This is a genomic window from Companilactobacillus sp. FL22-3, assembly GCF_054881455.1.
Window position 1 is genome coordinate 251,524 of the sequence record NZ_JBTYYZ010000001.1, and the last position, 20,938, is coordinate 272,461.

Annotated in this window: 19 protein-coding genes; 3 read left to right on the forward strand and 16 right to left on the reverse strand. The window is 37.0% G+C overall.

Annotated elements, in window-relative coordinates; genetic code table 11:
• Nucleotides 1-163 precede the first annotated feature (163 nt).
• Nucleotides 164-1,747 carry a cation:proton antiporter gene (locus tag ACYT32_RS01170; protein ID WP_395264107.1) on the reverse strand — a complete coding sequence of 528 codons (1,584 nt, stop codon included), beginning with the start codon at nucleotides 1,745-1,747 and terminating at the stop codon, nucleotides 164-166.
• A 275-nt stretch (nucleotides 1,748-2,022) separates the two neighbouring features.
• Here ACYT32_RS01170 and ACYT32_RS01175 point away from each other — a divergent pair, with 275 nt between their 5' ends.
• Complete coding sequence (locus ACYT32_RS01175) at nucleotides 2,023-2,529, forward strand: GtrA family protein (RefSeq protein WP_395264108.1); 507 nt, start codon at nucleotides 2,023-2,025, stop codon at nucleotides 2,527-2,529.
• 90 nt (nucleotides 2,530-2,619) lie between these two features.
• Here ACYT32_RS01175 and ACYT32_RS01180 read toward each other — a convergent pair whose 3' ends face one another.
• From ACYT32_RS01180 to ACYT32_RS01190, 3 genes are all read right to left on the reverse strand, one after another.
• Entirely contained in the window at nucleotides 2,620-4,545 is a 1,926-nt protein-coding gene (locus ACYT32_RS01180) for a copper-translocating P-type ATPase (protein ID WP_395264109.1), read from the reverse strand.
• A 29-nt stretch (nucleotides 4,546-4,574) separates the two neighbouring features.
• Entirely contained in the window at nucleotides 4,575-4,946 is a 372-nt protein-coding gene (locus ACYT32_RS01185; RefSeq protein WP_395264110.1) for a cupredoxin domain-containing protein, read from the reverse strand.
• A 102-nt stretch (nucleotides 4,947-5,048) separates the two neighbouring features.
• Nucleotides 5,049-5,693 carry a pentapeptide repeat-containing protein gene (locus ACYT32_RS01190; RefSeq protein WP_395264111.1) on the reverse strand — a complete coding sequence of 215 codons (645 nt, stop codon included), beginning with the start codon at nucleotides 5,691-5,693 and terminating at the stop codon, nucleotides 5,049-5,051.
• Between the two features lie 130 nt (nucleotides 5,694-5,823).
• Between ACYT32_RS01190 and ACYT32_RS01195 the strand changes: the two genes are divergently transcribed.
• Nucleotides 5,824-6,972, forward strand: a complete 1,149-nt coding sequence (locus ACYT32_RS01195) for an ArgE/DapE family deacylase (RefSeq protein ID WP_395264112.1) — start codon at nucleotides 5,824-5,826, stop codon at nucleotides 6,970-6,972.
• A gap of 5 nt (nucleotides 6,973-6,977) precedes the next feature.
• Here the strand turns inward: ACYT32_RS01195 and ACYT32_RS01200 are convergent, their stop codons facing one another.
• The 3 genes from ACYT32_RS01200 to ACYT32_RS01210 are packed head-to-tail and all read right to left on the reverse strand — an operon-like array spanning nucleotide 6,978 to nucleotide 9,471.
• Nucleotides 6,978-7,625: a TetR/AcrR family transcriptional regulator gene (locus tag ACYT32_RS01200; RefSeq protein WP_395264113.1), complete on the reverse strand. Its 648-nt coding sequence runs from the start codon at nucleotides 7,623-7,625 to the stop codon at nucleotides 6,978-6,980.
• 15 nt (nucleotides 7,626-7,640) lie between these two features.
• Nucleotides 7,641-8,750 (reverse strand): ABC transporter permease, encoded by a 1,110-nt coding sequence (locus tag ACYT32_RS01205; RefSeq protein WP_395264114.1) that lies wholly within the window; start codon nucleotides 8,748-8,750, stop codon nucleotides 7,641-7,643.
• Nucleotides 8,725-9,471, reverse strand: a complete 747-nt coding sequence (locus ACYT32_RS01210; protein ID WP_395264115.1) for an ABC transporter ATP-binding protein — start codon at nucleotides 9,469-9,471, stop codon at nucleotides 8,725-8,727. The genes ACYT32_RS01205 and ACYT32_RS01210 overlap by 26 nt, the downstream gene beginning before the upstream one ends.
• Before the next feature lie 180 nt (nucleotides 9,472-9,651).
• Between ACYT32_RS01210 and ACYT32_RS01215 the strand changes: the two genes are divergently transcribed.
• Nucleotides 9,652-11,430 (forward strand): glycerophosphoryl diester phosphodiesterase membrane domain-containing protein, encoded by a 1,779-nt coding sequence (locus ACYT32_RS01215; RefSeq protein ID WP_395264116.1) that lies wholly within the window; start codon nucleotides 9,652-9,654, stop codon nucleotides 11,428-11,430.
• A 23-nt stretch (nucleotides 11,431-11,453) separates the two neighbouring features.
• Here ACYT32_RS01215 and ACYT32_RS01220 read toward each other — a convergent pair whose 3' ends face one another.
• The 9 genes from ACYT32_RS01220 to ACYT32_RS01260 all read right to left on the reverse strand — a co-directional run bounded on the left by ACYT32_RS01220 (nucleotide 11,454) and on the right by ACYT32_RS01260 (nucleotide 20,936).
• Nucleotides 11,454-12,446, reverse strand: a complete 993-nt coding sequence (locus tag ACYT32_RS01220) for a sugar kinase (RefSeq protein ID WP_395264117.1) — start codon at nucleotides 12,444-12,446, stop codon at nucleotides 11,454-11,456.
• Nucleotides 12,447-12,457: 11 nt separating this feature from the next.
• A complete protein-coding gene (gene dagF / locus ACYT32_RS01225) occupies nucleotides 12,458-13,192 on the reverse strand; it encodes a 2-dehydro-3-deoxy-phosphogluconate aldolase (RefSeq protein WP_395264118.1) in 735 nt (244 codons plus the stop codon).
• The gene (locus ACYT32_RS01230; RefSeq protein ID WP_395264119.1) at nucleotides 13,189-14,292 is read right to left on the reverse strand and encodes a DgaE family pyridoxal phosphate-dependent ammonia lyase; all 1,104 of its coding nucleotides are present in this window, start codon (nucleotides 14,290-14,292) and stop codon (nucleotides 13,189-13,191) included. The genes dagF and ACYT32_RS01230 overlap by 4 nt, the downstream gene beginning before the upstream one ends.
• Nucleotide 14,293: 1 nt before the next feature.
• A complete protein-coding gene (locus ACYT32_RS01235; protein WP_395264120.1) occupies nucleotides 14,294-15,406 on the reverse strand; it encodes an amidohydrolase/deacetylase family metallohydrolase in 1,113 nt (370 codons plus the stop codon).
• A complete protein-coding gene (locus ACYT32_RS01240) occupies nucleotides 15,403-16,500 on the reverse strand; it encodes a DUF871 domain-containing protein (protein ID WP_395264121.1) in 1,098 nt (365 codons plus the stop codon). The genes ACYT32_RS01235 and ACYT32_RS01240 overlap by 4 nt, the downstream gene beginning before the upstream one ends.
• Before the next feature lie 280 nt (nucleotides 16,501-16,780).
• The gene (locus ACYT32_RS01245; RefSeq protein WP_395264122.1) at nucleotides 16,781-18,058 is read right to left on the reverse strand and encodes a PTS sugar transporter subunit IIC; all 1,278 of its coding nucleotides are present in this window, start codon (nucleotides 18,056-18,058) and stop codon (nucleotides 16,781-16,783) included.
• Nucleotides 18,059-18,131: 73 nt separating this feature from the next.
• Entirely contained in the window at nucleotides 18,132-18,827 is a 696-nt protein-coding gene (locus ACYT32_RS01250; RefSeq protein ID WP_395264123.1) for a GntR family transcriptional regulator, read from the reverse strand.
• A 148-nt stretch (nucleotides 18,828-18,975) separates the two neighbouring features.
• Nucleotides 18,976-19,869, reverse strand: coding sequence for an N-acetylmuramic acid 6-phosphate etherase (gene murQ / locus ACYT32_RS01255; protein ID WP_395264124.1), 894 nt, complete (start codon nucleotides 19,867-19,869; stop codon nucleotides 18,976-18,978).
• 5 nt (nucleotides 19,870-19,874) lie between these two features.
• The gene (locus tag ACYT32_RS01260; RefSeq protein ID WP_395264125.1) at nucleotides 19,875-20,936 is read right to left on the reverse strand and encodes a MupG family TIM beta-alpha barrel fold protein; all 1,062 of its coding nucleotides are present in this window, start codon (nucleotides 20,934-20,936) and stop codon (nucleotides 19,875-19,877) included.
• Nucleotides 20,937-20,938 lie beyond the last annotated feature (2 nt).

Here is a 20,938-nt window from a genome sequence, read left to right on the forward strand (position 1 = left end):
ATTTCCATTATTAAGGAAGCAAAAATAAAAGTAAATCAATCTTCGACACCATTACCAAACCGTTAGCGCCATGTGACAGTTTTGTAAGATTGACACGCTTCCAAAAAAATACTTAAAAAAAATTCGCTAATTCTAAATTAGAATCAGCGAATTTTTTTAATTTTTACTCATTATCTTCCGAAACAGTTGGTCCAATGACCATCGATTCAGCCATCAAAACCTCGTTATATAAATCAAAAACATAATCTTGGTATTTGACTTCACTTTGAGAAACCATATCCAAATATTGTCTCTCCTCACTCAGAGCATTCATGAAAGCCCGCATTTCTAGTTCTTTTTCAGCACCAGTAAATTCGGGATGTTTGACTACATCCAACCAAGCTTTAACAAAATCTCTCGTTCGAGTTCGCTGCTTTTGAGCCATCAAGTCAAAGACTACCGATTGCTTAACGTTGTCTGGTAAATACATCTTATTGACCGCCGTGATAGCATGACGAACCATATTGACTCGCAACTGATCGACTTCTTTTTTGACTTCAGCATCAGGCACATCATTTTTCAAAACAAATTGAAAAACAATCGTTGGTACAATCAAACTCAAAATAATCAAGAAGCTTTCCGACATCAAAACTAGACTAAAATCAGAATTTTTCACATGTTCTTCGGCAAGCGTATAAGCCAAGGCTAAAGTAACTGCACCATGCACGCCACCTAAAGCAAAAATCCCCGCTGACCGTTTTTTAAATTGCAGGCGCAGGCGACTATACAAATATCTCATTAAGACATTGACTAGATATAATACCGTTCCAATCAATAACCACGATAACGAATGAACCGTTATTTTTTCATCAACAATGATCTTCGTAAACATGAAACCTAGAATGATAAAGACCACACTGTTAAAAACCTCTGTGATCATATCTTGGATATCTACTCCAAAATGTACTTGAGGAGCATTAGTCAACTTGCTACGTTGAGTTTCAGCATTGTGAATCAAGCCAGCACAGACAACGGCAATGATTCCCGAAACCTGCACCGCCTCAGCCAAATAATAAATGATGAATGGTTCAAGCACATAGACAATCACTTGAGCATTTTTTGAATTAAAAGATGTCCGGATCAAGGTTTGACGGAATAATACCATCAACCAACCTAAGACAAACCCCAGTACGACTCCTCCACCGGCAGAAATCAAGAAATTCAGAATCGTTTCGCTGTAGTTGATATAACCGTTGATATACCACAAGGTCGCCATATTCAATAAAATAATACCCGAAGCGTCATTGAATAAAGATTCCATTTTTAAATAAGTGCCTTCACTCTTGGGCATCTTCAAGCCATTAGTGACTGACTCCAAAGCCGTAGCATCAGTTGGGGTACTGATAGCCGCCAAAATAAATGCTAGGGGCAAACTGATCCCCGCAAAAATCCAGATGCCAAATCCCGCAAAAATCAAACATAGAAGAACCTGAAAGACTGTCATTTGGACAATGTGTTTAAATTCTTTCCCCACTAAGTTGAGTTGGGTCGATTGTCCTTCAAAGAAAAGCAGCGGTGCAACGATCATGCTGATAAAAATATCCGAATTGAAGTTCTCAACATGACTGCTAATAGCTGGAATCAAGCATACAACTGCCCCAATAATCAAACTGATATAGCTGACCGATATTTTAGGAAATACTTGTGACAAAGAGATACTAAGTGCTGCTGCCAACGTTAGAATTAAAGTTGATAACATGAGCCCCATAAGCATTGACCCCCTATTATTCTAATAAACGTTTTAAATATACCATATTAACTAAAGTTTAATATTATCAAACGTTTTTTCCAATTATTGGCAATAGACTTACTGTAAAAATCCTAATTTGTTTCACATGGAACATATTGTGTTAGAGCAATAATTCTCATACTATATGTAGTAGTGAATATTTTTCCATAAATTATAATCAGCAGATTTGTTCCCTGTTGCAGAAAAAGGTTTAATATTAGTCATAGGTTTTAATTTTGGGAGAAGTAGATATTATGAATAAGAAAACTGAATTAAATGAAGAAACTCCGTTAGACAAAGCAATCGATGAAGTTTCAGAAGGTATCAACGATGCTGGAACGGTCTTCAATTCGGAGGAAGAACCTGTAATTGAAGATAGTACTGGTAAAGAGGCTGTTCGTTACCTACTTTGGGGATTGCTTTCAGTTGTTGTCAACTTCGGAACTTTTTTCCTACTTTATCACGCACTACATCTTAACTATCAATTCGCCAATGTCGTAGCTTGGTTCTTAGGGGTTCAGGTTGGTTTTTGGGTTGACCGGATTATTGTCTTCCGTCACAAGTCAAAAGCTGCCCTCATGGAAATGATTGCTTTTTATGGTACCAGAATCCTGACTTTCTTGATCGAGTCGGCTACTTTATGGATCGGTATTTCCTTATTGAGCGCCAATGGTACTGGATCAAAAATCGTCGGTCAAATCTTAGCTATCGTTGGTAATTATGTCCTATCTAAATTCTTTATTTTCAAAAACAGAAATTAAAATTCGCTTGAATTGAATTTTCATCACGATGGTGTAAAAGGACCTTGATTCTACTTGAATCAAGGTCCTTTTGCTTTGATAGATGAATTTCTACGCTAATTGAGCGGTATTAGAAATTTTAGTTTTATTCAACAAGACTGAACTAGTTACGACTGACAATGAACTAAAGGCCATTGCTAATCCTGCCAGTTCGGGGCTCAAGGTTAATCCCAGAGTAAAGAATAGTCCTGCCGCAACCGGAATACCTAACACGTTGTAGATAAAAGCCCAGAATAAATTAAGCTTGATCCGATTAAAGGTCTTTCGGCTCAATTCCAAGGCTCTGGATACGTCACGCAAATCATTTCTCATCAAAACGATTCCGCCAGATTCGATTGCAATATCGGTTCCTGAACCCATGGCAATCCCAACATCAGCTACAGTCAATGCGGGGGCATCATTGATACCATCGCCCACAAAGGCTACCTTACCTTTTTTCTGCAATGCTTGAACATGGTCAGCCTTATCAGCAGGTAAAACATCGGCAATCACTTCGTCGATACCAACTTCTTGGGCGATTGCTTGAGCAACTCTTTGATTATCCCCGGTTAACATTACCGTTCTCAAACCACGTGCCTTTAACATTGCAATTGCTTCTGTGGAAGTTTCCTTAGGTGCATCTTGAATAGCGATTAAGCCGATAACTTTTTGATTTAAACCAACGAAAACTACCGTTTTGGCTTCATTTTGCAAACGAACCATTTCATTTTGTAACTTTGAGTCGATCCGATTGTAAGCTAATAATTTCTCATTACCAACAAAGGCAGACTGTCCGTCAACCAAGGCAGCAACACCTTTACCTTCCAGTGCCTTAAAGTCAGTGACCGTTTGTGCTGAAAGATCAAGATCCTTAGCTCGATTGAGAATTGCTTTAGCCAAGGGATGTTCTGAAGATTCTTCTAGGGCGGATGCAATTGCCAATACTTGTTTTTCAGCGCCAACAATGTCAGTCACTTCTGGCTTACCTTTAGTAATTGTACCTGTCTTATCGAAAACAACTGTTTTAACGTCATTAACTTCTTCTAAGACTTCACCATTTTTGATCAAAATACCCATCTTAGCTCCACGGCCAGTTCCAACCATCAAAGCTGTTGGCGTTGCTAGACCCAATGCACAAGGACAGGCGATTACTACTACTGAAACTGCATAGATCAAGGCGGTTGCCAAACTAACTCCTAAAATTGTATACCAAACTAGGAAAGTTAAAATCGATAAAATTAAAACAACTGGTACGAAGATTTCTGATACTTTATCAGTTAAATTTTGGATTGGTGCATGACTATTTTGAGCTTTTTTAACCAATTCAACAATTTGTGACAACATAGTTTCAGAGCCAACTTTTTCTGCTCTAAACATAAAAGTTCCATCACTATTCATTGTTGAACCAATGACCTTATCGCCGGCCTTTTTAGCTACTGGCATACTTTCACCCGTGACCATAGATTCGTCAATAGTTGAATTACCCTCAGTGATCACACCATCAACCGCAATCTTTTGACCCGGTTTAACACGAATCACATCGCCAACCACGATCTGGTCTAAGGATACTTTGACTATTTCACCGTTACGAACAACTTCAGCGTCCTTGGCCTGCAGATCGACCAATTTCTCAATCGCATTAGAAGCATTGTTACGCATTCTTTCTTCAAAAACTTGTCCTAACAAAACAAAAGTAATGACGAACGCAGCACTTTCAAAGAAAACCGCCTGATGAGTGAACATGGCATAAATGCTGTAAATATATGCGGTGGCTGTTCCAATCGCTACCAAAGTATCCATATTTGAATGATGCTTTTTAAAGGAAGCCCAAGCACTTTGAATAAAGGGGCGAGCCGCCACTGCCATAACGATAGTCGTTAAAACAAATTGAATCCATTCGCTGCCAGGGACCATAATCCCAAAGGGCATCAAGATCATTCCTATCAACATGGGGATAGAAAAGATCAAGGCGATCCAAAAACGCTTTGTGATAGTCATAATATCTTCTCCTTTTTAACTAACTGTACCTATTTGATAATCAACTTCCCGTGGAACATATCCATTCCGCAGGCCCATTGATATTCGCCAGGCTTAGTCGTATCGATTTTGACAGCTTGTGCTTGATTCTGTGGCAATTCTTGATTGATTCCAAAATCAGAAAAAACTACTCGATCTAAACAGCTGGAAGCATCTTTTCTCGTAAAATTGAGTGTAGCCGGTACACCCTTCTTGAGCGTCACTACTTCGGGAGAGTACCCTCCATTGACTTCAACGTCGACCATTTGACTATTGTCGGAAACTTGAGCTGTGGCACTGGCAACTTCATGCTTGCCGAAGAACCACCAGAAGATGAATCCAATTAATGCTAAACCAATTATTAAAACTATTATTCGTGTCATAAATCTTACCTCATTTCCCGTTTACACTTGTAAACTTCAAAGCCTATCTTAGCTTTATAGTTTACAGTTGTCAACTTAAAGGAAACAAAAAAAGAATCAAAGTTAATAATTAACCTTGACTCCCAAAAAATACTCGGCCAAAAAGTTTGCTTGCTCAGGGTTTACTTTCAGCCCCTTAATTGCCGCTTCATCAACTTCAATCGTCTCAAAATGACTATTATTAAAATCAATACCGTTTAATTTAGTTCGTAATATCAGCATTTTGTTTAAATCACAATTATTGAAAACAACTCGTTGTAATTTATTCTCGTTAAAACTGACATCTTTTAAACTAGTTGCATCGAACTTAACTGACTTGAAATTAGCCTGATTCAAGTTAGCCAAATCCATCAAGCAATTACTAAATTCCACATTGTGAAAATAAGATTGGTCTAAACTAGTACCCATCATTTTGCAATTCTGAAACTTCACTCGAAACAAACTAGCCTCAGTCAATAAGCAGTTTGAGAGATCACAGTTTTTGAAAACCACATCGCTCAACTCAATTTTATCAAAATCACAATTACTAAAAGTTTCATGATCAAAGACTACCTGTTCAAAAATGGGATGGCGAATTTTTTCTCCTTCAATAAATTCACCTTTGAGCAGCTTATTATTGAGGAAATAATCCTCTTGATCGTAAATATCAAAAAAAGAGGCAGTTGTCAGAAACTCTGTTGCTACTTTCGGTTGGTCATTCTGAGACATTTTCACATTCAACTCGTTTCTAAAAAAAATTAGTTACTTCTTTAGTAAAATACTTAGCATATCTTATCCACCAAGCATTTAAAGGAACGTGTTACCATAAATAATAAAGACAAATTGGAGGAACTTGCTTATGGTATTCAACGAAACACAAGCACTTGAGGTTTTGAAACAACTTATTTCTATTAAATCAGTTAATGATCATGAGAAACAAGTTGCACTTTATCTACAGGATCTATTAAACCAACATGGTATCAAGTCTGAAATCAAAACAATTCGCGGTAATCGAGCAAATCTTATCGCAGAAATCGGTTCTGGAACACCAGTCCTTGGCGTTTCAGGACATATGGACGTCGTTGATCCTGGTAATTTAGCCGATTGGCAAACTGATCCTTTCGAAATGGTCGAAAAGGACGGTACCCTCTTTGGCCGCGGTATTACTGATATGAAGTCTGGCTTGGCCGCATTAGTGATAACTTTGATTGAATTACACGATCAAGGTCTTCCTAAAAAAGGTACGATTCGCTTAATGGCTACTATGGGCGAAGAAGTAGGTGAAGAAGGTTCTAGTTACTTCTATCAAGACGGTGATATGAAAGATGTTGATGGCTTAGTAATTGCCGAACCATCTGGTTACAATATCGGTCATGCTGAAAAAGGGTCTATGGATATTAAATTTACCTCGATTGGTAAAGCTAGTCACAGTTCTATGCCTGAAAATGGCTACAATGCGATCGATCCTTTGATGGAACTTCTACTTGAAGCTAATCAAATCTTCCGTGATGACAAAATTGAAGGTCAAGCTATGGGCCCCCTCACTTTCAATACAACGTTGATTTCTGGTGGTACTCAAGTTAACTCGATTCCAGAATCTGCCACCGCTGAGGTTAATGTCAGAACCATCCCCGAATACAGTAACCAAAAAGTAATTGCCAAACTTAACACTATGATCGAAAAACTCAACCAAAATGGTGCCAAAGTTTCTATGGATGTTTACATGAATGAAGTTCCCGTATCCATGCAAGCAGACAACCAGCTAGTTAAATTGATGACTAAGCTTTTGAAGCCTTACGCCACTGATGAGATTCATATTTCACCAATTACTGCCGTAACTGATGCTTCAAATTTAGTTAAAGATAAACCAGCAGACTTCCCCTTCATCATCTCAGGTCCCGGTAACATGACTCCTCACCAAGTTAATGAAAATCTGGATAAGGCTATGTACTTCAACTTTATCAAAGTCTATCAAAAGTTGTTCATCGACTTTTTGAACAACAATTAACCAACTTATTTTTTAATAGATCGGTAAATGAACTCCTCAATTTGCGACAAGTCTTTATCTTGATTGCTATCGACTTGCGGGAGAATTTTATTAACTTGAATAAAATAAATCAGAATTTGTGAAATGATCATCCGCATCACGGCCAAAAAATCAATTCCTGACCTAACCTCACCAGTCCCACTCAGAAGTTTACTGAATGCTGTAAAAACTGGGCTGCCCTGTTGTTTGATCATCTCAACGAAATGATTCTTTACATCTTCATTAGTCATCATTGTAGTTATTACGATGATGGCTATTTCTTTATTATCAATTAAAAACTGGTAACGATTACGAACGATAAAATGGATCACCGCCTGCAAATCCAGCTGCTCACTCGACAATTGATCTTTGAATTCACTCACATAGACTGGAATAATATTTTTCATAATTGGTGAAATTATCCAGTCGAGCAAGTCATCTTTAGTTTTAAAATATTTAAAAATCGTTGCCTGGCTGACACCAGCCTCTTGAGCGATTGCTTTAGTCGAAGTGCCATCGAAACCATCTTCTGAGAACAGTTTAATAGCGGCTAAAGCAACCTGCTTTTTCCCTTTGGGCATATCTGCTTGATCGACCCAAGTTTTAAAGTCTTCCTTAATTACCTCTGCTGCCAAAATATCAACTCCTTTTTACACCTTGCGATAACGTTTCAACCCTTGAATATTCAGTACCGTTAAAACGATTACGAACAAAACTAAAACTAAAATGGGATTAAGTACCTGAAGAAGATTCCGCCCGTTCATGATAATACTTGTCGTAGCTTCACCAGAATATTTCAATGGCAAGATATAAGCGACTATTTGTACCCAATGAGCCATTGAATCAAGTGGAATTAATCCAGAAAAGAAGATCTGGGGAATGACGATCAGTGGGATGAACTGCATCATCTGAAATTCTGATTTAGCGAAAGTCGACATCAATATGCCAAAAGCCAAGGCCACCATCGCTAAAACAATATTAACTACGAACACGTTCAAAATATTACCGACTACTTCGACATTTAAAACATAGACTGTGAACAAAACAATCAATAAGGTTTGAAAAATGGCCACAAAGCCATAGCTCAACATATATCCAAACACGATCTCTGAACGTTTAACTGGTGTAGCTAACAGACGCCCTAAAGTTCCGGAAGTTCTTTCGCTCAACAAAGCCATCCCTGAGATCAAGAAAACAAAGAAGAAGACGAAAAAGCCCATCAAAATTGGAATCATCTTATCAAAAAAATCAGTCTTACTATTGCCGTAAACATATCGATTGTGAATCGTCGCTGCTGAAGATTTTTGAGGAAGCGTGGCTTGCATCTGTTGAGGCAATTGTGCTGTTATTTTAGTTAAAGTACCTTTCAATTCTTGCATATTTGTCACCATAATTGAAGTTTTCAAAGCCGCCTTGGTAGCAGCAGTTTTACTGGCATCGGTATTAGCGTAAGTGACGTAATAGTTATTATTATGATAACGAATTATCCCATCGACCTTTTCATCCTTGAGACCCTTTTGAGCCCGTTTTTCCGTCGTGTACTTAGTTGTTTTGATATGATCCATTTTATCGATCTGTTTGACCAAGCTGCTTTGGACATTAACCGTTGCCAGATTGAGATTGGTCGTGGAGTTTGCCGTAAAGACTAGTTTCATCAAAGTTAATATAAGAATCGGAGCTAAAAACATTAAAGCTAAGGTTCTTTTATCTCTTAATAATTGTAAAGTAACTCGTTTAGCGATTGCAATCGTTCTCTTCATATTCACTCTCCACCTTTAAGAAGACATTTTCAATCGTATCTTCTTGATATTGTTGTTTCAATGCTTTAGGTGTGTTATAAGCCATCAAATGACCACCCAAAAGTAACGCTACTCCGTCAACCAGTTCCGCCTCATCCATCACATGGGTCGTAACTAAGATCGTTCTGCCCGCATCTCTTAGTCGATGTAACTCGCTCCAAATTGTTCTTCTCAAAGCGGGATCAATTCCGACCGTTGGTTCATCTAAAATAAGTAATCTTGCATCACCTAACAACGCAATTGCCAGCGATAACCGACGTTTCATACCACCAGAATAACCACTGACCCGTTTATCCAAATCTTCCGTTAAATCAACTACTTGACTGACATGATCAATTTCTTCCTGAGCCTTTAGATGGCCAATTCCTTTCATGTCTGCGAAAAATTGTAAATTCTCGCGTCCGGTCAGTTCGTCATACAAAGCATCCGTCTGTGCCATATACCCAATTTGACCCAATAACTTACGATTAGGCATCGTTTGATTGAATACAGTCGTAGACCCTTGGTCAACTTTCTCCATCCCTAAAACAACCTTGATGATTGTCGACTTACCAGCTCCTGATGGCCCAATCAGACCGACAATGACTCCTGGATCAATATCAAAGAAAATATGGTTTAAAACCGTTTGCTTATCAAATTTTTTAACAACATTTTTCATTGAAATAACTGGTGTATTCCTCATTACCAATCGCCTCTATTTCTGTTCCATTTAAGTGAGTGAGTGATTACTCACCTTTCAAAAATGAAGTATAGTCGCTTCTTTTAACAGAGTCAACCATAAATCATAAAATTGATTTACAAACTTTTTATACCATTCTATTAATAATTGGGTATTATTAAGAAGATGTCACAGGGGGATATTATGAGAGCATTCAACGAACTACGAAATCAAAATCAAAACTTTTGGAAATATTTCTGGAAATACAGTCAGATCATTATTCTAATCCAGTTATTGATCAACTTCATTTTGGTACCAATTTTAAACTTTCTCGCCAACGGTATTAGTTATCTTGGCGATGTTAACTATGTTTCCTATAGTAATGTGATCAATCTGATTTTACATAAACCATTAGTAGTAGTGGGATTGATCATCATTTTGCTGATAATCCTGCTATTAGTTTTTGCCCAATTCACATTGATGCTGGTTAGTTTTCAAGCTATCAAGTCTAATGCTAGTTTAGGCTGGTGGGACTATCTCAAGAGCGTCAGCAAGAATTTATTTGGTCTACCCTTCAAAGCTTTCGGCTTCTTTTTACTGTACTTTTTGATCATCACACCATTTGGCAGTTTGGGAATGTCCTCCAGTTTGCTAGATAAGGTGAAAATCCCTCAATTCATTATCGATTGGCTCTTTCAAGAACATCTTCCTTTGGGAATCGCGCTCGTATTTATTTATTTCGTAATTTTTTATATCGGTTTACGTTGGCTCTTTGTCTTACCACTCATGATCTTCGAGAATAAAACTATCAAAGCTGCCATTAGTCGCAGCTGGCAAATGACCAAAAATAAAACACTTTATTATATTGGGATTTTTGCCATCTTGCTCGTTGGTGTAACTATTTTCGTCTTAATAGCAAACGGATTCTTCTTAGGAATCCAAGCCATTTTTGATAATGTCAGTTTTTTGCACGTCGCTGACTTTCCAATGGCCGTGATCAACATGACGATTATTCAGCTTTTAAATTATGTCGTCAGCATCTATGCGGCTAGTATCACCGTTCTGATCTTACTTAGTCAAACTCGAACTAATTACTTCTATCAGCGACAAGAACCAAGAAGTCACAAGTGGTTCTGGGGAATTTTAGGAACTGTGGTTGTCTTTTCTTTTGTTGGCTACGATACTTTATACTTCAATAATTGGTTATTAACGCCACCCGTAACTATCTCTCATCGTGGCGTTGACGATGGCAATGGCGTGCAAAATACCATTGAATCTTTAGAAGCAACTTCCAAAGAGAAACCCGACTATATTGAAATGGACATTCAAGAGACAGCGGATCATCAATTTGTCGTTTTCCATGATAATACCTTAAAAGCTTTAGCCGGTATCAATAAACGTCCTAGTCAAATGACCCTGAATGAACTGACCCATACCCCAATTCACGAAAATGGCAAAACCACTTATATTGCTAGTTTTGACGACTATCTAGCAACCGCAACACGCCTACACCAAAAATTGCTAGTTGAATTAAAGTCCGTCCCTGGTAATAAAAAAGATTTCGTCAAACTCTTTGCTAAAAAATACCAAAAACGCCTCATTAAAAATAAAGATATGGTTCATTCATTGAACTACAGCTATATTGAAGACACAAAAAAACTGATGCCAAAAGTCAGCACCAGTTATGTCATGCCATTCAATTTATTTGGAATACCTTTTACCAACGCCAATGCTTTTACGATGGAATATACTACCTTGAATCAGTCCTTCATTGACAATGCTCATCTTCAGAAGAAAGAATTCTTTGCTTGGACACCAAATGATCAAGAATCAATGGACCGAATGATATTTATGGGTGCCGACGGCGTTATAACGGATAATTTACATGAACTTCAAGTGGAGAAAAATAGTCTTTTTAAAAATGCTAGTTATACTAAGCTTATCAATGCTTATATTGCTCAGATGCAGGATCCTTTTGAGTAATTGCTGGTGAAAAATGATTTCTGCTATCTTAATAAATCATTTTTTCCTTGATTATCAATGTAATTAAAAACATCAGATTTTTCTAAGATTGGTGTATCATTCATTGAAGCTTGTGCTAATAATGAGTTAGCAACGGCAAAGTCTAGCACATCCGAATAGTCCCATTTCTCAATTAAACCAGTGATTATTCCACTTGCGAAAGCATCTCCACTGCCAATTCGATCCAAAACTTGTAATATTTTGGGTTCGGACTTGTATAAATGATCTTGATGATACAAAAATCCTTCAAAATATTTTTTACCATCGGAAAAACTTCGTTTACTGCCAGCAAAAACTCTGATCTTATACTGTGAACAAAATGTTTGATAGAGTTCTTGCTCCTCTTTTTGCGAATAATCCAATAAATCAGTTAAATCACGCTCACTACCAAAAACAATATCAGTGTATGGGAGGATTGCCTGATAGCGTTGTTTCATGGCTTCATGGGAATTATCATCGTTTAAGTTCTGTCGATAATTAAAATCAAAACAAACTATTTTATCTAAAGATTTTGCCTCTTTAGCCAATTTAAAAGCTGCCTCACGAGTTTTCTTGGACAAGCTTAGTGAGATTCCACAAATGTGCACAATATTAATACCTGATAGTGCCTTTTCAAAATCGTATTGCGACGGGTTCATACAACAGAAAGAACTGGAAAGGCGATCTTGATACGTTACTCTTTCTGGACGAGGCCCTTCACCTAATTCAACGAAAAAGCTACCCATATTTTGACCTTTAAAAATTATTCTTTTGTCATTAATGCCCAATTTCCGAATATCAGCGGCGGCTTTTTTGCCAACAGGATTATCGGGCAAGGTGGTCAGTATTGCGGTGTTGTATCCTAAATGCGCCAGACTGCTTAGTAAATTTACACCCGTCCCCACTGTCGAAATTTGCAAATTATCAGTCTGTTCTAGCATCATTTTATCTGCAACCGTAAAACGGAGCATTACCTCGCCAAAAGCCAGAATATTCATTGCTTGACCTCTCAAAATTTTTTAATTATTTCATAAAGTTTGGCAACGTCCTCAGGTCTAGTATCACCAGTTTCTTTATCAATAATGGAACTATAAATATGAGGAATAATTCGTTTTACGCCAGCATCAACTGCAATTTGTACAATTTCTTCAAAGTTATCAAGATCAATTCCACCCGTGGGTTCAAGGTCAAAGTCATTGTCAGCACATGCTTGCGCCACACTCTTAAATTCTTCTTTGTGAGCTAATCCTTTCATTGGAAAGAATTTAATTGAGGAACCACCCATATCTTTTAATAAAGCAATAGCGGTTTCAATAGGAACTTCTGTTGTAGTGGCTTGACTGCTCAAGGGACCAGTTGCAATGTTGACTAACCCAACCTTACCGGTTGGCGAAACCAAGCCATTAACAATCGTTTCACTTTGACCAAGCGCCTCTCTTGAAGCTCCCACTCCGGTAAAGACTTGATTAACATGTTGAGGTTGAATAACTTTCGCTACTCGTGTCACCATGGAGCTTTGTTTAGGGTCTCCAGCACCAAGACCTACGGAAACAGCATTGTTAATTTCCAATTGATATTTTTTCATATCCTCGATAGCACTGTCATCATCTGGATAATTCTTAGTTAATACACCCAAAACAACATGACCTTCAGCTGCTTGATAACAGTCTTTAGCATTTTGAACTGAATTGGCCAAAACATTTAAGCAAATTCCATTATCTAAATAGTTTGGTATTAAACTCATTTTCTCGATCCTCCAATGATTTCTTTTAATCGTGCAACAATTTGACCCATTTCTTCAGCATTAACTGAACGGATATCGAATTCAATAATACCTTGATTAACTCGATATTCCCTAGCATAAATTGCTGTTTTACCATTTCTAAGTTGATCACATATTTCTAAGGCCGATATTTTACCAGTTGGCTTAACTTCAGCACGATAGATTTCACGTCCAGCAGCGTCTTGAATAATATTAACTTCAAGATCTGGTAATTCAGACAAGCTTTGAACAAAAGGCTTCAATCGGTCTATCATCTGTTGGCCTGTCTCAGTTCCATCTCTTAAGTATTTTTCAATGGCACCAGTCAGACCGATAATATTTTCCTTACCTATCTTCATAGCTCTACCAATACCTGCACCTTGTAATCGAGCCCAACTAATATAATCTTTCTTACCAAAAATCACGCCTGATGCAGGCCCTTCAATCGCTTTAGCACCACTATAAATTACTACATCTGCTCCTAATTTAAGGTACTTATACAAATCCTCTTCTGCTGCCGCGTCTAAAATTAAAGGTAAGTTATGATTGTGGGCAATCCTGATTGCTTCTGAAATAGATAACATGCTTTTTTGAACAGTATGATGACTTTTAATGTATAAAATTGCTGCTGTTTGCTCTGTAATCTGCATTTCAATATGTTCTGGAGTACACATATTAGCATAGCCAGCTGGGACCATCTTTCCTCCTGCCAATTGAATCATTACCTCGACTGGCGTACCGTAATCAACATCGTGTCCCATTGGTAAAATAACTTCTCGTTTAGTAATTCTATTAGTGTAGGGATGATGTAGATGGTACATACTTCCTTGACCAATAAGACCTGCTATTGATTCAGCAATACCTGCAGAAGCAGAATTAACTATTAAAGCATCCTCACTACCAACCAAATTAGCTAAGTATTTTCCAGTTTGAATCAGTAACTCATTCATTTCAAAAAAGTTTTGTGCTCCAAGCTTAGTCGCTTCAACGACTTCATTTGAAACTTTTGAAACACCGAGTATGGTCATTTTCCCGTCTGCATTAATAACATGTTTAAGGTTATATTTTTGATAGATATCCATTTTACTCTCCAATCGAATATACTTGACCTCCAATAATACTGTAACGAGGCTTCACCATTTGATGAGTAATTCGTTTATTCCCATCTGAGTCAATCAATTCTTTTTGTCCATCTTTAATATCAAAGATCGTTATATCTGCGTCTTTTCCAATACGTAGATCACCTTTGTTCTTCAAATGAAAATTACGTGCCGGTACAGTCGTGATCATTGGAATAACGTCACGCAATTCATAGCCTAAAAAGAGCATTTTTTCAATACAAGTAGCCATATTATAAACGGGGCCTCGTTCTCTATTGGCATGATATATATCAGTACTGAGACTTTTGGAAAAAATATTTTGCTCAGTGGCTACTTTGGCTGTCTCAAAATTAAAACTATCAGTACCATGTCCAATATCAAAAATAATTCCTTTTTCCAATCCTTGATAAACAAAGTCTTTGATACGCCCATCTGAATCCAAAATACCGTTTGATTTACCATTGAAGCAATGCGTTATGATATCGTTACGGCCTAATTTATCCATTATTTCTGACAACTCTGGCGGATTTGTACCCACATGAACCATCAAGGGTAGATTATTGTCTAACTGTTTCTGAAATCTTTTTGCCAATAACAGTGGTTCCAGCCCATTTTCACCCACAACGGATTTACTGATCCGTGCCTTTAAGCCGACAATAAAATCTGGATACTCTTTAACTTTTTGCTTCAGTGGCTCAAATTGAATCTTATTCAAGTCAGCTAGTTCATCTTGGGCTAAAATCCCGGTTCTGGAAATATTGATCATGGCATAAACATTTGTTCTTTTATTGCGAGTGATTTCGTAAAAATCACTTATATTATCAGCACCTGTTGAGCCCGCATCAATTACGGTTGTAACTCCTGTAGTATAACCATCTTTATCAGGATCATCGTAATATAGTGAAAGCTTTTCATAACAATGAGTATGATCATCGATCCAACCAGCGGAAATATAGGAATCGTCTTGTAAATCAATTGTCGAATCAGCTTGCACATTCAATTTGGCACCTATCTGGGTAATGTGGCCTTCTTCTATCAATAACTCTAGAGGCTGATTGAGAACCGACTGTCCTTTTTTTATATATAAGCTGGTCATGACATCGCCTCCTGAAACATAAACTTTTCCCAGGGACCGACGTAATCTAATAAGAACAACTCATTCTTTGATATTTCTGCCACTTTGTTTTTGCGAATATCACTGTGCTCTTGCAAAACAATTTGCAATTCATTTTTATATTTTCCAAAATCGTCATTACCGATTACAATATCACCACGTTTAAAATCATGAGAAGCCACACTTATCGGATTATCTTTGGTTTGATATTTTTTACGAACTTCAGTGGATCGAATAACTAAATCAGTAATGTCTCCACGTCTAAAATGTTGATTTTTAAATAAGACCGTTTGTTCCACTTCATTAATATCAGATACCAGATCAACATCAAATACCAACTCATATCGATTGAGAGCACCTAATGACTTCAATTCACTTTCAGAAGCATAAGCATTTCCGATAATGACACAGTCGATCAAATTTGTAGCAAACAAATGCATAGCTTGAATCTTAACTGGTAAGTCTCGATGCATCTCTAAAGTAGGCAATCCATCATTTACATCCCAGGGTCCAATTTTTCCGACTTGAGAAGTCACAAATGCTGCTGTATCAATACCGTTATCCTTAAATCGTTGTGATGCTCGATTAAAAAATGATAATGGTAAACCAGTTCCTCGCTGAGGATAGAAATTATGACAACCAAGAATGAAGGGCTTATTAGCTGAATAACTCAAAATATTATTTAAATAGGCAACGTCATTACTCATATTCAATTCAATATTCAATCCTTGGGGATTATAGGATAGCAAGGCCTCTTTTTGCCCATCAAAGCCTTGATCTAACCTGATTGAATCAGCACCTAGTTGGTGAAAGAATGATAAATCATCGTAAGAGATTTCCAATTGATGGAAAATATTTGGAGCAATATCTAATGTAGTCGAAAAGCCCAAATTTTTAGCAAACCCAATCAAATCTTTAAACTTAGTTGCTACTTTTTCCTTACCTTCAGACACTTCTAACATACTCATAAAGACTCTGGTAAATCCGTACTTACTAGCAAGTTGTAAATACTCTTTGTCTTGACTCAAAGAGCTATGATCTGGATATAGAGATATCCCTAAACTGCGTTTGGTCATATCTTTTTACCTCTTTCCATCTTGCTGAAAGCTTTCATATAATAGTTTGAAATTACAATCGATAAGTAGATCGTACTAAGAAGTACTAGAACAACTGCTTGTCTAAGAAAGAAACTAAATATAGCCAATCCCAGGATGATGGCTAGAGATAGCATTATTAACCTTCCAGCTGATAATTTTTTCAAAATATTTGGCATCATTCCTTTTTGTACGGTAATCTCACTTACTATAAAAAACATTAAGAGCGCCAGAAAAATCATCATTTCATCACCTTCAAACGTTATTCCTTTTCTAATTGTTGTTTTTCAAACACTTTGAAGAACGGATAGTATATCGCTAAGTCGATTAAGAAATTAACACATGTCAGAATAAACGCTGGGATACTCCAATTAGTACTCATCAAAGCACCCAATGGTCCTGGTACAGTAAAAGGCAACCTCAACATCATCATTGGTACAACCCCAGTAATCGTCAAAACATAAGCTAGAGTACCAGTAATCAAAGGACCCACGATGAACGGAATACCTAAGATTGGATTCATAACAATTGGAGCACCGAAAACTACTGGCTCGTTAATATTAAATAAACCAGGTAAAAACGCCAATTTTCCTAAATCCTTTAAGTAAGCAGATTTAGAGAATAAGAATAGTGTCACCAGAGCTAAAGTACCACCAGCACCACCGATCCAGATAAACCATTGTAAAAATTGTTCGGTGAAAATAGTTGAAAGATGGTTAGCACTCGTTCCAGAAGCAAATTCACTCATATTTTGAGCAATGGACATTTCCCAGAATGGTCTAATGATTGGGTCCATAATTGCTGCACCATGAATACCTAAAGTCCAAAAACCAGTAATCAAGAAAATCGTCAATAATCCACCAATTAGACTATTTCCAACCAAAATACCTTTTAGTGGCATTAGAATCATGCTTAAGAAAGTGGCTATATTGAAACCTAAAACACTACGAATAGCCCAAAAAACAATTAAGATAAATGCTGCTGGAATCAGGGCCACAAATGAATTGGATACTTCAGGTGGAACTCCGTCAGGCATTTTTATAGTGATGTTTCGATTCTTGAAAAACCGATATATTTCAACAGTCAAAAGTCCTGTAACAATTGAAGCAAATAGTGACGAGGCGCTCAAATTGGCAATATTAATATATCTACCCGCATCGATCACGCCTTTAACATTTTTGACAACATGTATTGGTGTAGCAGTTGAAACTAGAAAAGCCAATACTGCCAAAATACCGTTAGTTAATTTATCTAGTCCATAACTTTCAGCTAACGATGGTGCAATTCCAAAGGTCGCATATAAAGCCAAGATTCCAACCGTATATCGAAATGGAATATCCAAAATCTCTTTATAAGGTAAAAGCGCATTAGCCACTGATTCAATTGGAATATTATTGATCAGTGTAAAGAACGAACCAACAATGGTTAGTGGCAACGTAGAAATGATACCTTTTCTAATGGCAGTCATATGACGCTGATTACCCATTTTATTGGCAATTGGTAAGATTTTAATGTTGAGAAAATTGATAAAATTGTCCATGAGAAGTCCCTCCTTTTTTTCGGGTTCATCATAACATTATAATGTTATGATGTAAACGCTTAAATAAAGATTTTTAAATCTCATATTCAATTTCGTATGGCTTTTTATTACTATCGTATATGGAAATAGTATACTCAATTAATTTACCTTGATTATCAAACCCACGTCTAATTCGTTTTAAAGCCAATGAATCGTCCTTTTTTAGCAACTTACGATCTTTTGCGTTAATATTTACTGCCTGAAATTCATCTTTAAAATTATCAACTATTTGGCCATTGTCTTTGAGAAACGTATAGAGCGACATTTGTTCAATACGTTTATCCTTATCTGACAATTTTATGTTGGGCAAATAGTGTTTAACAATGATAAAAGGTTCATCATTCAACAAATACATTTTTTTAACGAAGAGAACCTCTTGAGAATCGTCCTTACCTTCGATAGGAGTATCCTTGATGGAAATATTTTTGAATTCCAAAATTTTTCTAGTTAACAATTCAGTCTCGTTAATGATTGACGAATAGGATTTAGCCTTCGAAAGTTTATTAAACAAGTTATTGCTGATGACTCTAGTTCCAATTCCACTCTTTTTATTCAAATATCCTTCGGAAACCAGCTGTTCCACAGCCTTACGTACTGTGATTTTGCTAACCTGATACTTCTTTTCAAGTTCGTTTTCTGTAGGAATAAGCGTTCCGACTTCATATGAACCAGAAAGAATATGTCGTTTAATATCATCAGCAACTTTTTGATAGAGTATTTGTGTAACCATTTTATCTTTCTCCAACATCTAAAACATTTATATTTCTTATAGTAATTCTTATTCTAGCAGAAACACATTTTTATGAAAGTGTTTACTATACAAAAAAAGGATATCATTCACCACTCTAAGTAGTAAATAATACCTTTATCTATTAAATTTATTTCTCTATCGCTTTACGAACAAACCCATCTGATTCATTCAATTTCTTTTCTGCTGCAGCCTTATCCAGACGATCGGCAATCATAACGATTGCATCCTTCACAGAATAGTCTGCTTCTTCCAAAACCTGCTGCGCAACTTTCTCTTCCACTCCAGTGACCTCAACGACAATATTGATTGCACGCTGAACCAATTTTTCATTAGTAGGTTTAACATCAACCATCAAATTTCCATAGGTTTTACCAATGCGAACCATGGCACCAGTTGATAACATATTGAGAACCATTTTTTGAGCGGTTCCTGATTTCAAACGCGTCGAACCAGATAACACTTCAGGTCCAGCGACTACTTCAATTTTGGTCTTGGCGTGTTGACTAATTATTGAATCATGATTACAGGATAAAGCTATAGTTTCAGCACCAATTTCTCGTGCGTAGTCTAAGCCCCCGACAACATAAGGCGTTCTACCGCTAGCAGCAATACCGACTACCACATCTTCTTTAGTTAATTGTCGCTTTTTTAAATCACTGGCCCCAAGTTCAACATTATCTTCAGCACCTTCAACAGCTAAAGTCATTGCTTGACCACCGCCAGCAATCAATCCTTGAACCATTTCAGGATCGGTTCCAAAGGTGGGAACACATTCGGCCGCATCCAATACACCCAGACGACCACTAGTACCAGCACCCATGTAAAATAGGCGCCCACCTTTTTTAAACGCTGCAGCTATTTTATCAACTGCTTCGGCGATCTTTGGTATCTCTGATTCGATAGCAAGTGGTACCTTTCGATCTTCTTGATTCATTACCGCTACTATTTCTTGGGCACTCATTTGGTCTAAATTGGTCGTTTGCGGATTACGACTCTCAGTAGATAGTTTTTTTATATTCATAGCATTTATTTCCTAACTTTCGTTTCTATCAATTTAATTGCCTGATTAGCCTGACAATATTCAGTTAATTTGATATCATCTTTTACTATTTGTCCGATTACATTGACAGTCTTATCTGCTGGCAACTCTCTTCTCATCAGCTGTAATTCTCCCTGATAACGTTCAGCTAATTCATTATCAATCGTTATAGCGCCACATTTACGTATAACGGCATTATCGGGAGCTATTCTTTGATGATTAAGGCTTCGGCCTTCTCGTAATCTGACAACATCACGTGCTACGTCAGCTCGTTGATGAAAAATATGGTCAATATAATCAGGTGCCTTAAATAAGTCAACGTGGATCTTTAAGATTTTCTTTCTAAAATAACTTGTGAATTGTTCTAAAGTAGTCTCTTTCAAAGCTGGATCGCCGATATAAATTCGATCGACTCTTAACTTTTGCATTTGCAAGGCAGATACAAAAGGATTCTGATAACGTTGTTCTTCTAAGGTCGGTAACCCTTTATAAACTGGAGCTCTTAAATTCTTATCACCAGCCACAAAAGACATGACACAAAAGCCATTTGCCTGGAGCCACTTATTTTTAGCCTCGAACCAGTCTCTATCAAGTCCTGTATTTTCACGTGGATAATAGTTATGCCAAGCTTCCAAATTAGTAAAATCAGCTTGATTAGCTTGCAATTGCTCAATATCCGACTGACTGATTGTACTAGCATTCAAAGCAATTTTTATTTTTTGAGAAAGTTGTGCCACTCCGGCATTATTAATTCCATCGTCAATTCGTAACATTGTGACATGCATTTGCTCGAAAACTTTCAAATCCTCTGGCAATTTCAAATTGAGTCGCTTTAAAGAACTAGCCGAAATATCTAGTGTCAATTCTAGATTATTTGTCTGGCATAGCTCTCCAAGATCTTTTAAATTAGCTAACAATATTTGAGGATCATCTTCAGGTAAATTAATTGACGTAAAAACACCAGTAAATCCCGCCAGAACAAATTTATTGAATTCTATCAAGTCGGACTGATCCATTTTTTGATGTAAATAAGCTGAGAATCCTAGCATAA

Coding starts and splice junctions, on each gene's coding strand:
- ACYT32_RS01170 (WP_395264107.1), bottom strand. CDS start 1,747: ATGGGGCTCATGTTATCAACTTTAATTCTAACGTTGGCAGCAGCACTT.
- ACYT32_RS01175 (WP_395264108.1), top strand. CDS start 2,023: ATGAATAAGAAAACTGAATTAAATGAAGAAACTCCGTTAGACAAAGCA.
- ACYT32_RS01180 (WP_395264109.1), bottom strand. CDS start 4,545: ATGACTATCACAAAGCGTTTTTGGATCGCCTTGATCTTTTCTATCCCC.
- ACYT32_RS01185 (WP_395264110.1), bottom strand. CDS start 4,946: ATGACACGAATAATAGTTTTAATAATTGGTTTAGCATTAATTGGATTC.
- ACYT32_RS01190 (WP_395264111.1), bottom strand. CDS start 5,693: ATGTCTCAGAATGACCAACCGAAAGTAGCAACAGAGTTTCTGACAACT.
- ACYT32_RS01195 (WP_395264112.1), top strand. CDS start 5,824: ATGGTATTCAACGAAACACAAGCACTTGAGGTTTTGAAACAACTTATT.
- ACYT32_RS01205 (WP_395264114.1), bottom strand. CDS start 8,750: ATGAAGAGAACGATTGCAATCGCTAAACGAGTTACTTTACAATTATTA.
- ACYT32_RS01210 (WP_395264115.1), bottom strand. CDS start 9,471: ATGAGGAATACACCAGTTATTTCAATGAAAAATGTTGTTAAAAAATTT.
- ACYT32_RS01215 (WP_395264116.1), top strand. CDS start 9,652: ATGAGAGCATTCAACGAACTACGAAATCAAAATCAAAACTTTTGGAAA.
- ACYT32_RS01220 (WP_395264117.1), bottom strand. CDS start 12,446: ATGAATATTCTGGCTTTTGGCGAGGTAATGCTCCGTTTTACGGTTGCA.
- dagF (WP_395264118.1), bottom strand. CDS start 13,192: ATGAGTTTAATACCAAACTATTTAGATAATGGAATTTGCTTAAATGTT.
- ACYT32_RS01230 (WP_395264119.1), bottom strand. CDS start 14,292: ATGGATATCTATCAAAAATATAACCTTAAACATGTTATTAATGCAGAC.
- ACYT32_RS01235 (WP_395264120.1), bottom strand. CDS start 15,406: ATGACCAGCTTATATATAAAAAAAGGACAGTCGGTTCTCAATCAGCCT.
- ACYT32_RS01240 (WP_395264121.1), bottom strand. CDS start 16,500: ATGACCAAACGCAGTTTAGGGATATCTCTATATCCAGATCATAGCTCT.
- ACYT32_RS01245 (WP_395264122.1), bottom strand. CDS start 18,058: ATGGACAATTTTATCAATTTTCTCAACATTAAAATCTTACCAATTGCC.
- ACYT32_RS01250 (WP_395264123.1), bottom strand. CDS start 18,827: ATGGTTACACAAATACTCTATCAAAAAGTTGCTGATGATATTAAACGA.
- murQ (WP_395264124.1), bottom strand. CDS start 19,869: ATGAATATAAAAAAACTATCTACTGAGAGTCGTAATCCGCAAACGACC.
- ACYT32_RS01260 (WP_395264125.1), bottom strand. CDS start 20,936: ATGCTAGGATTCTCAGCTTATTTACATCAAAAAATGGATCAGTCCGAC.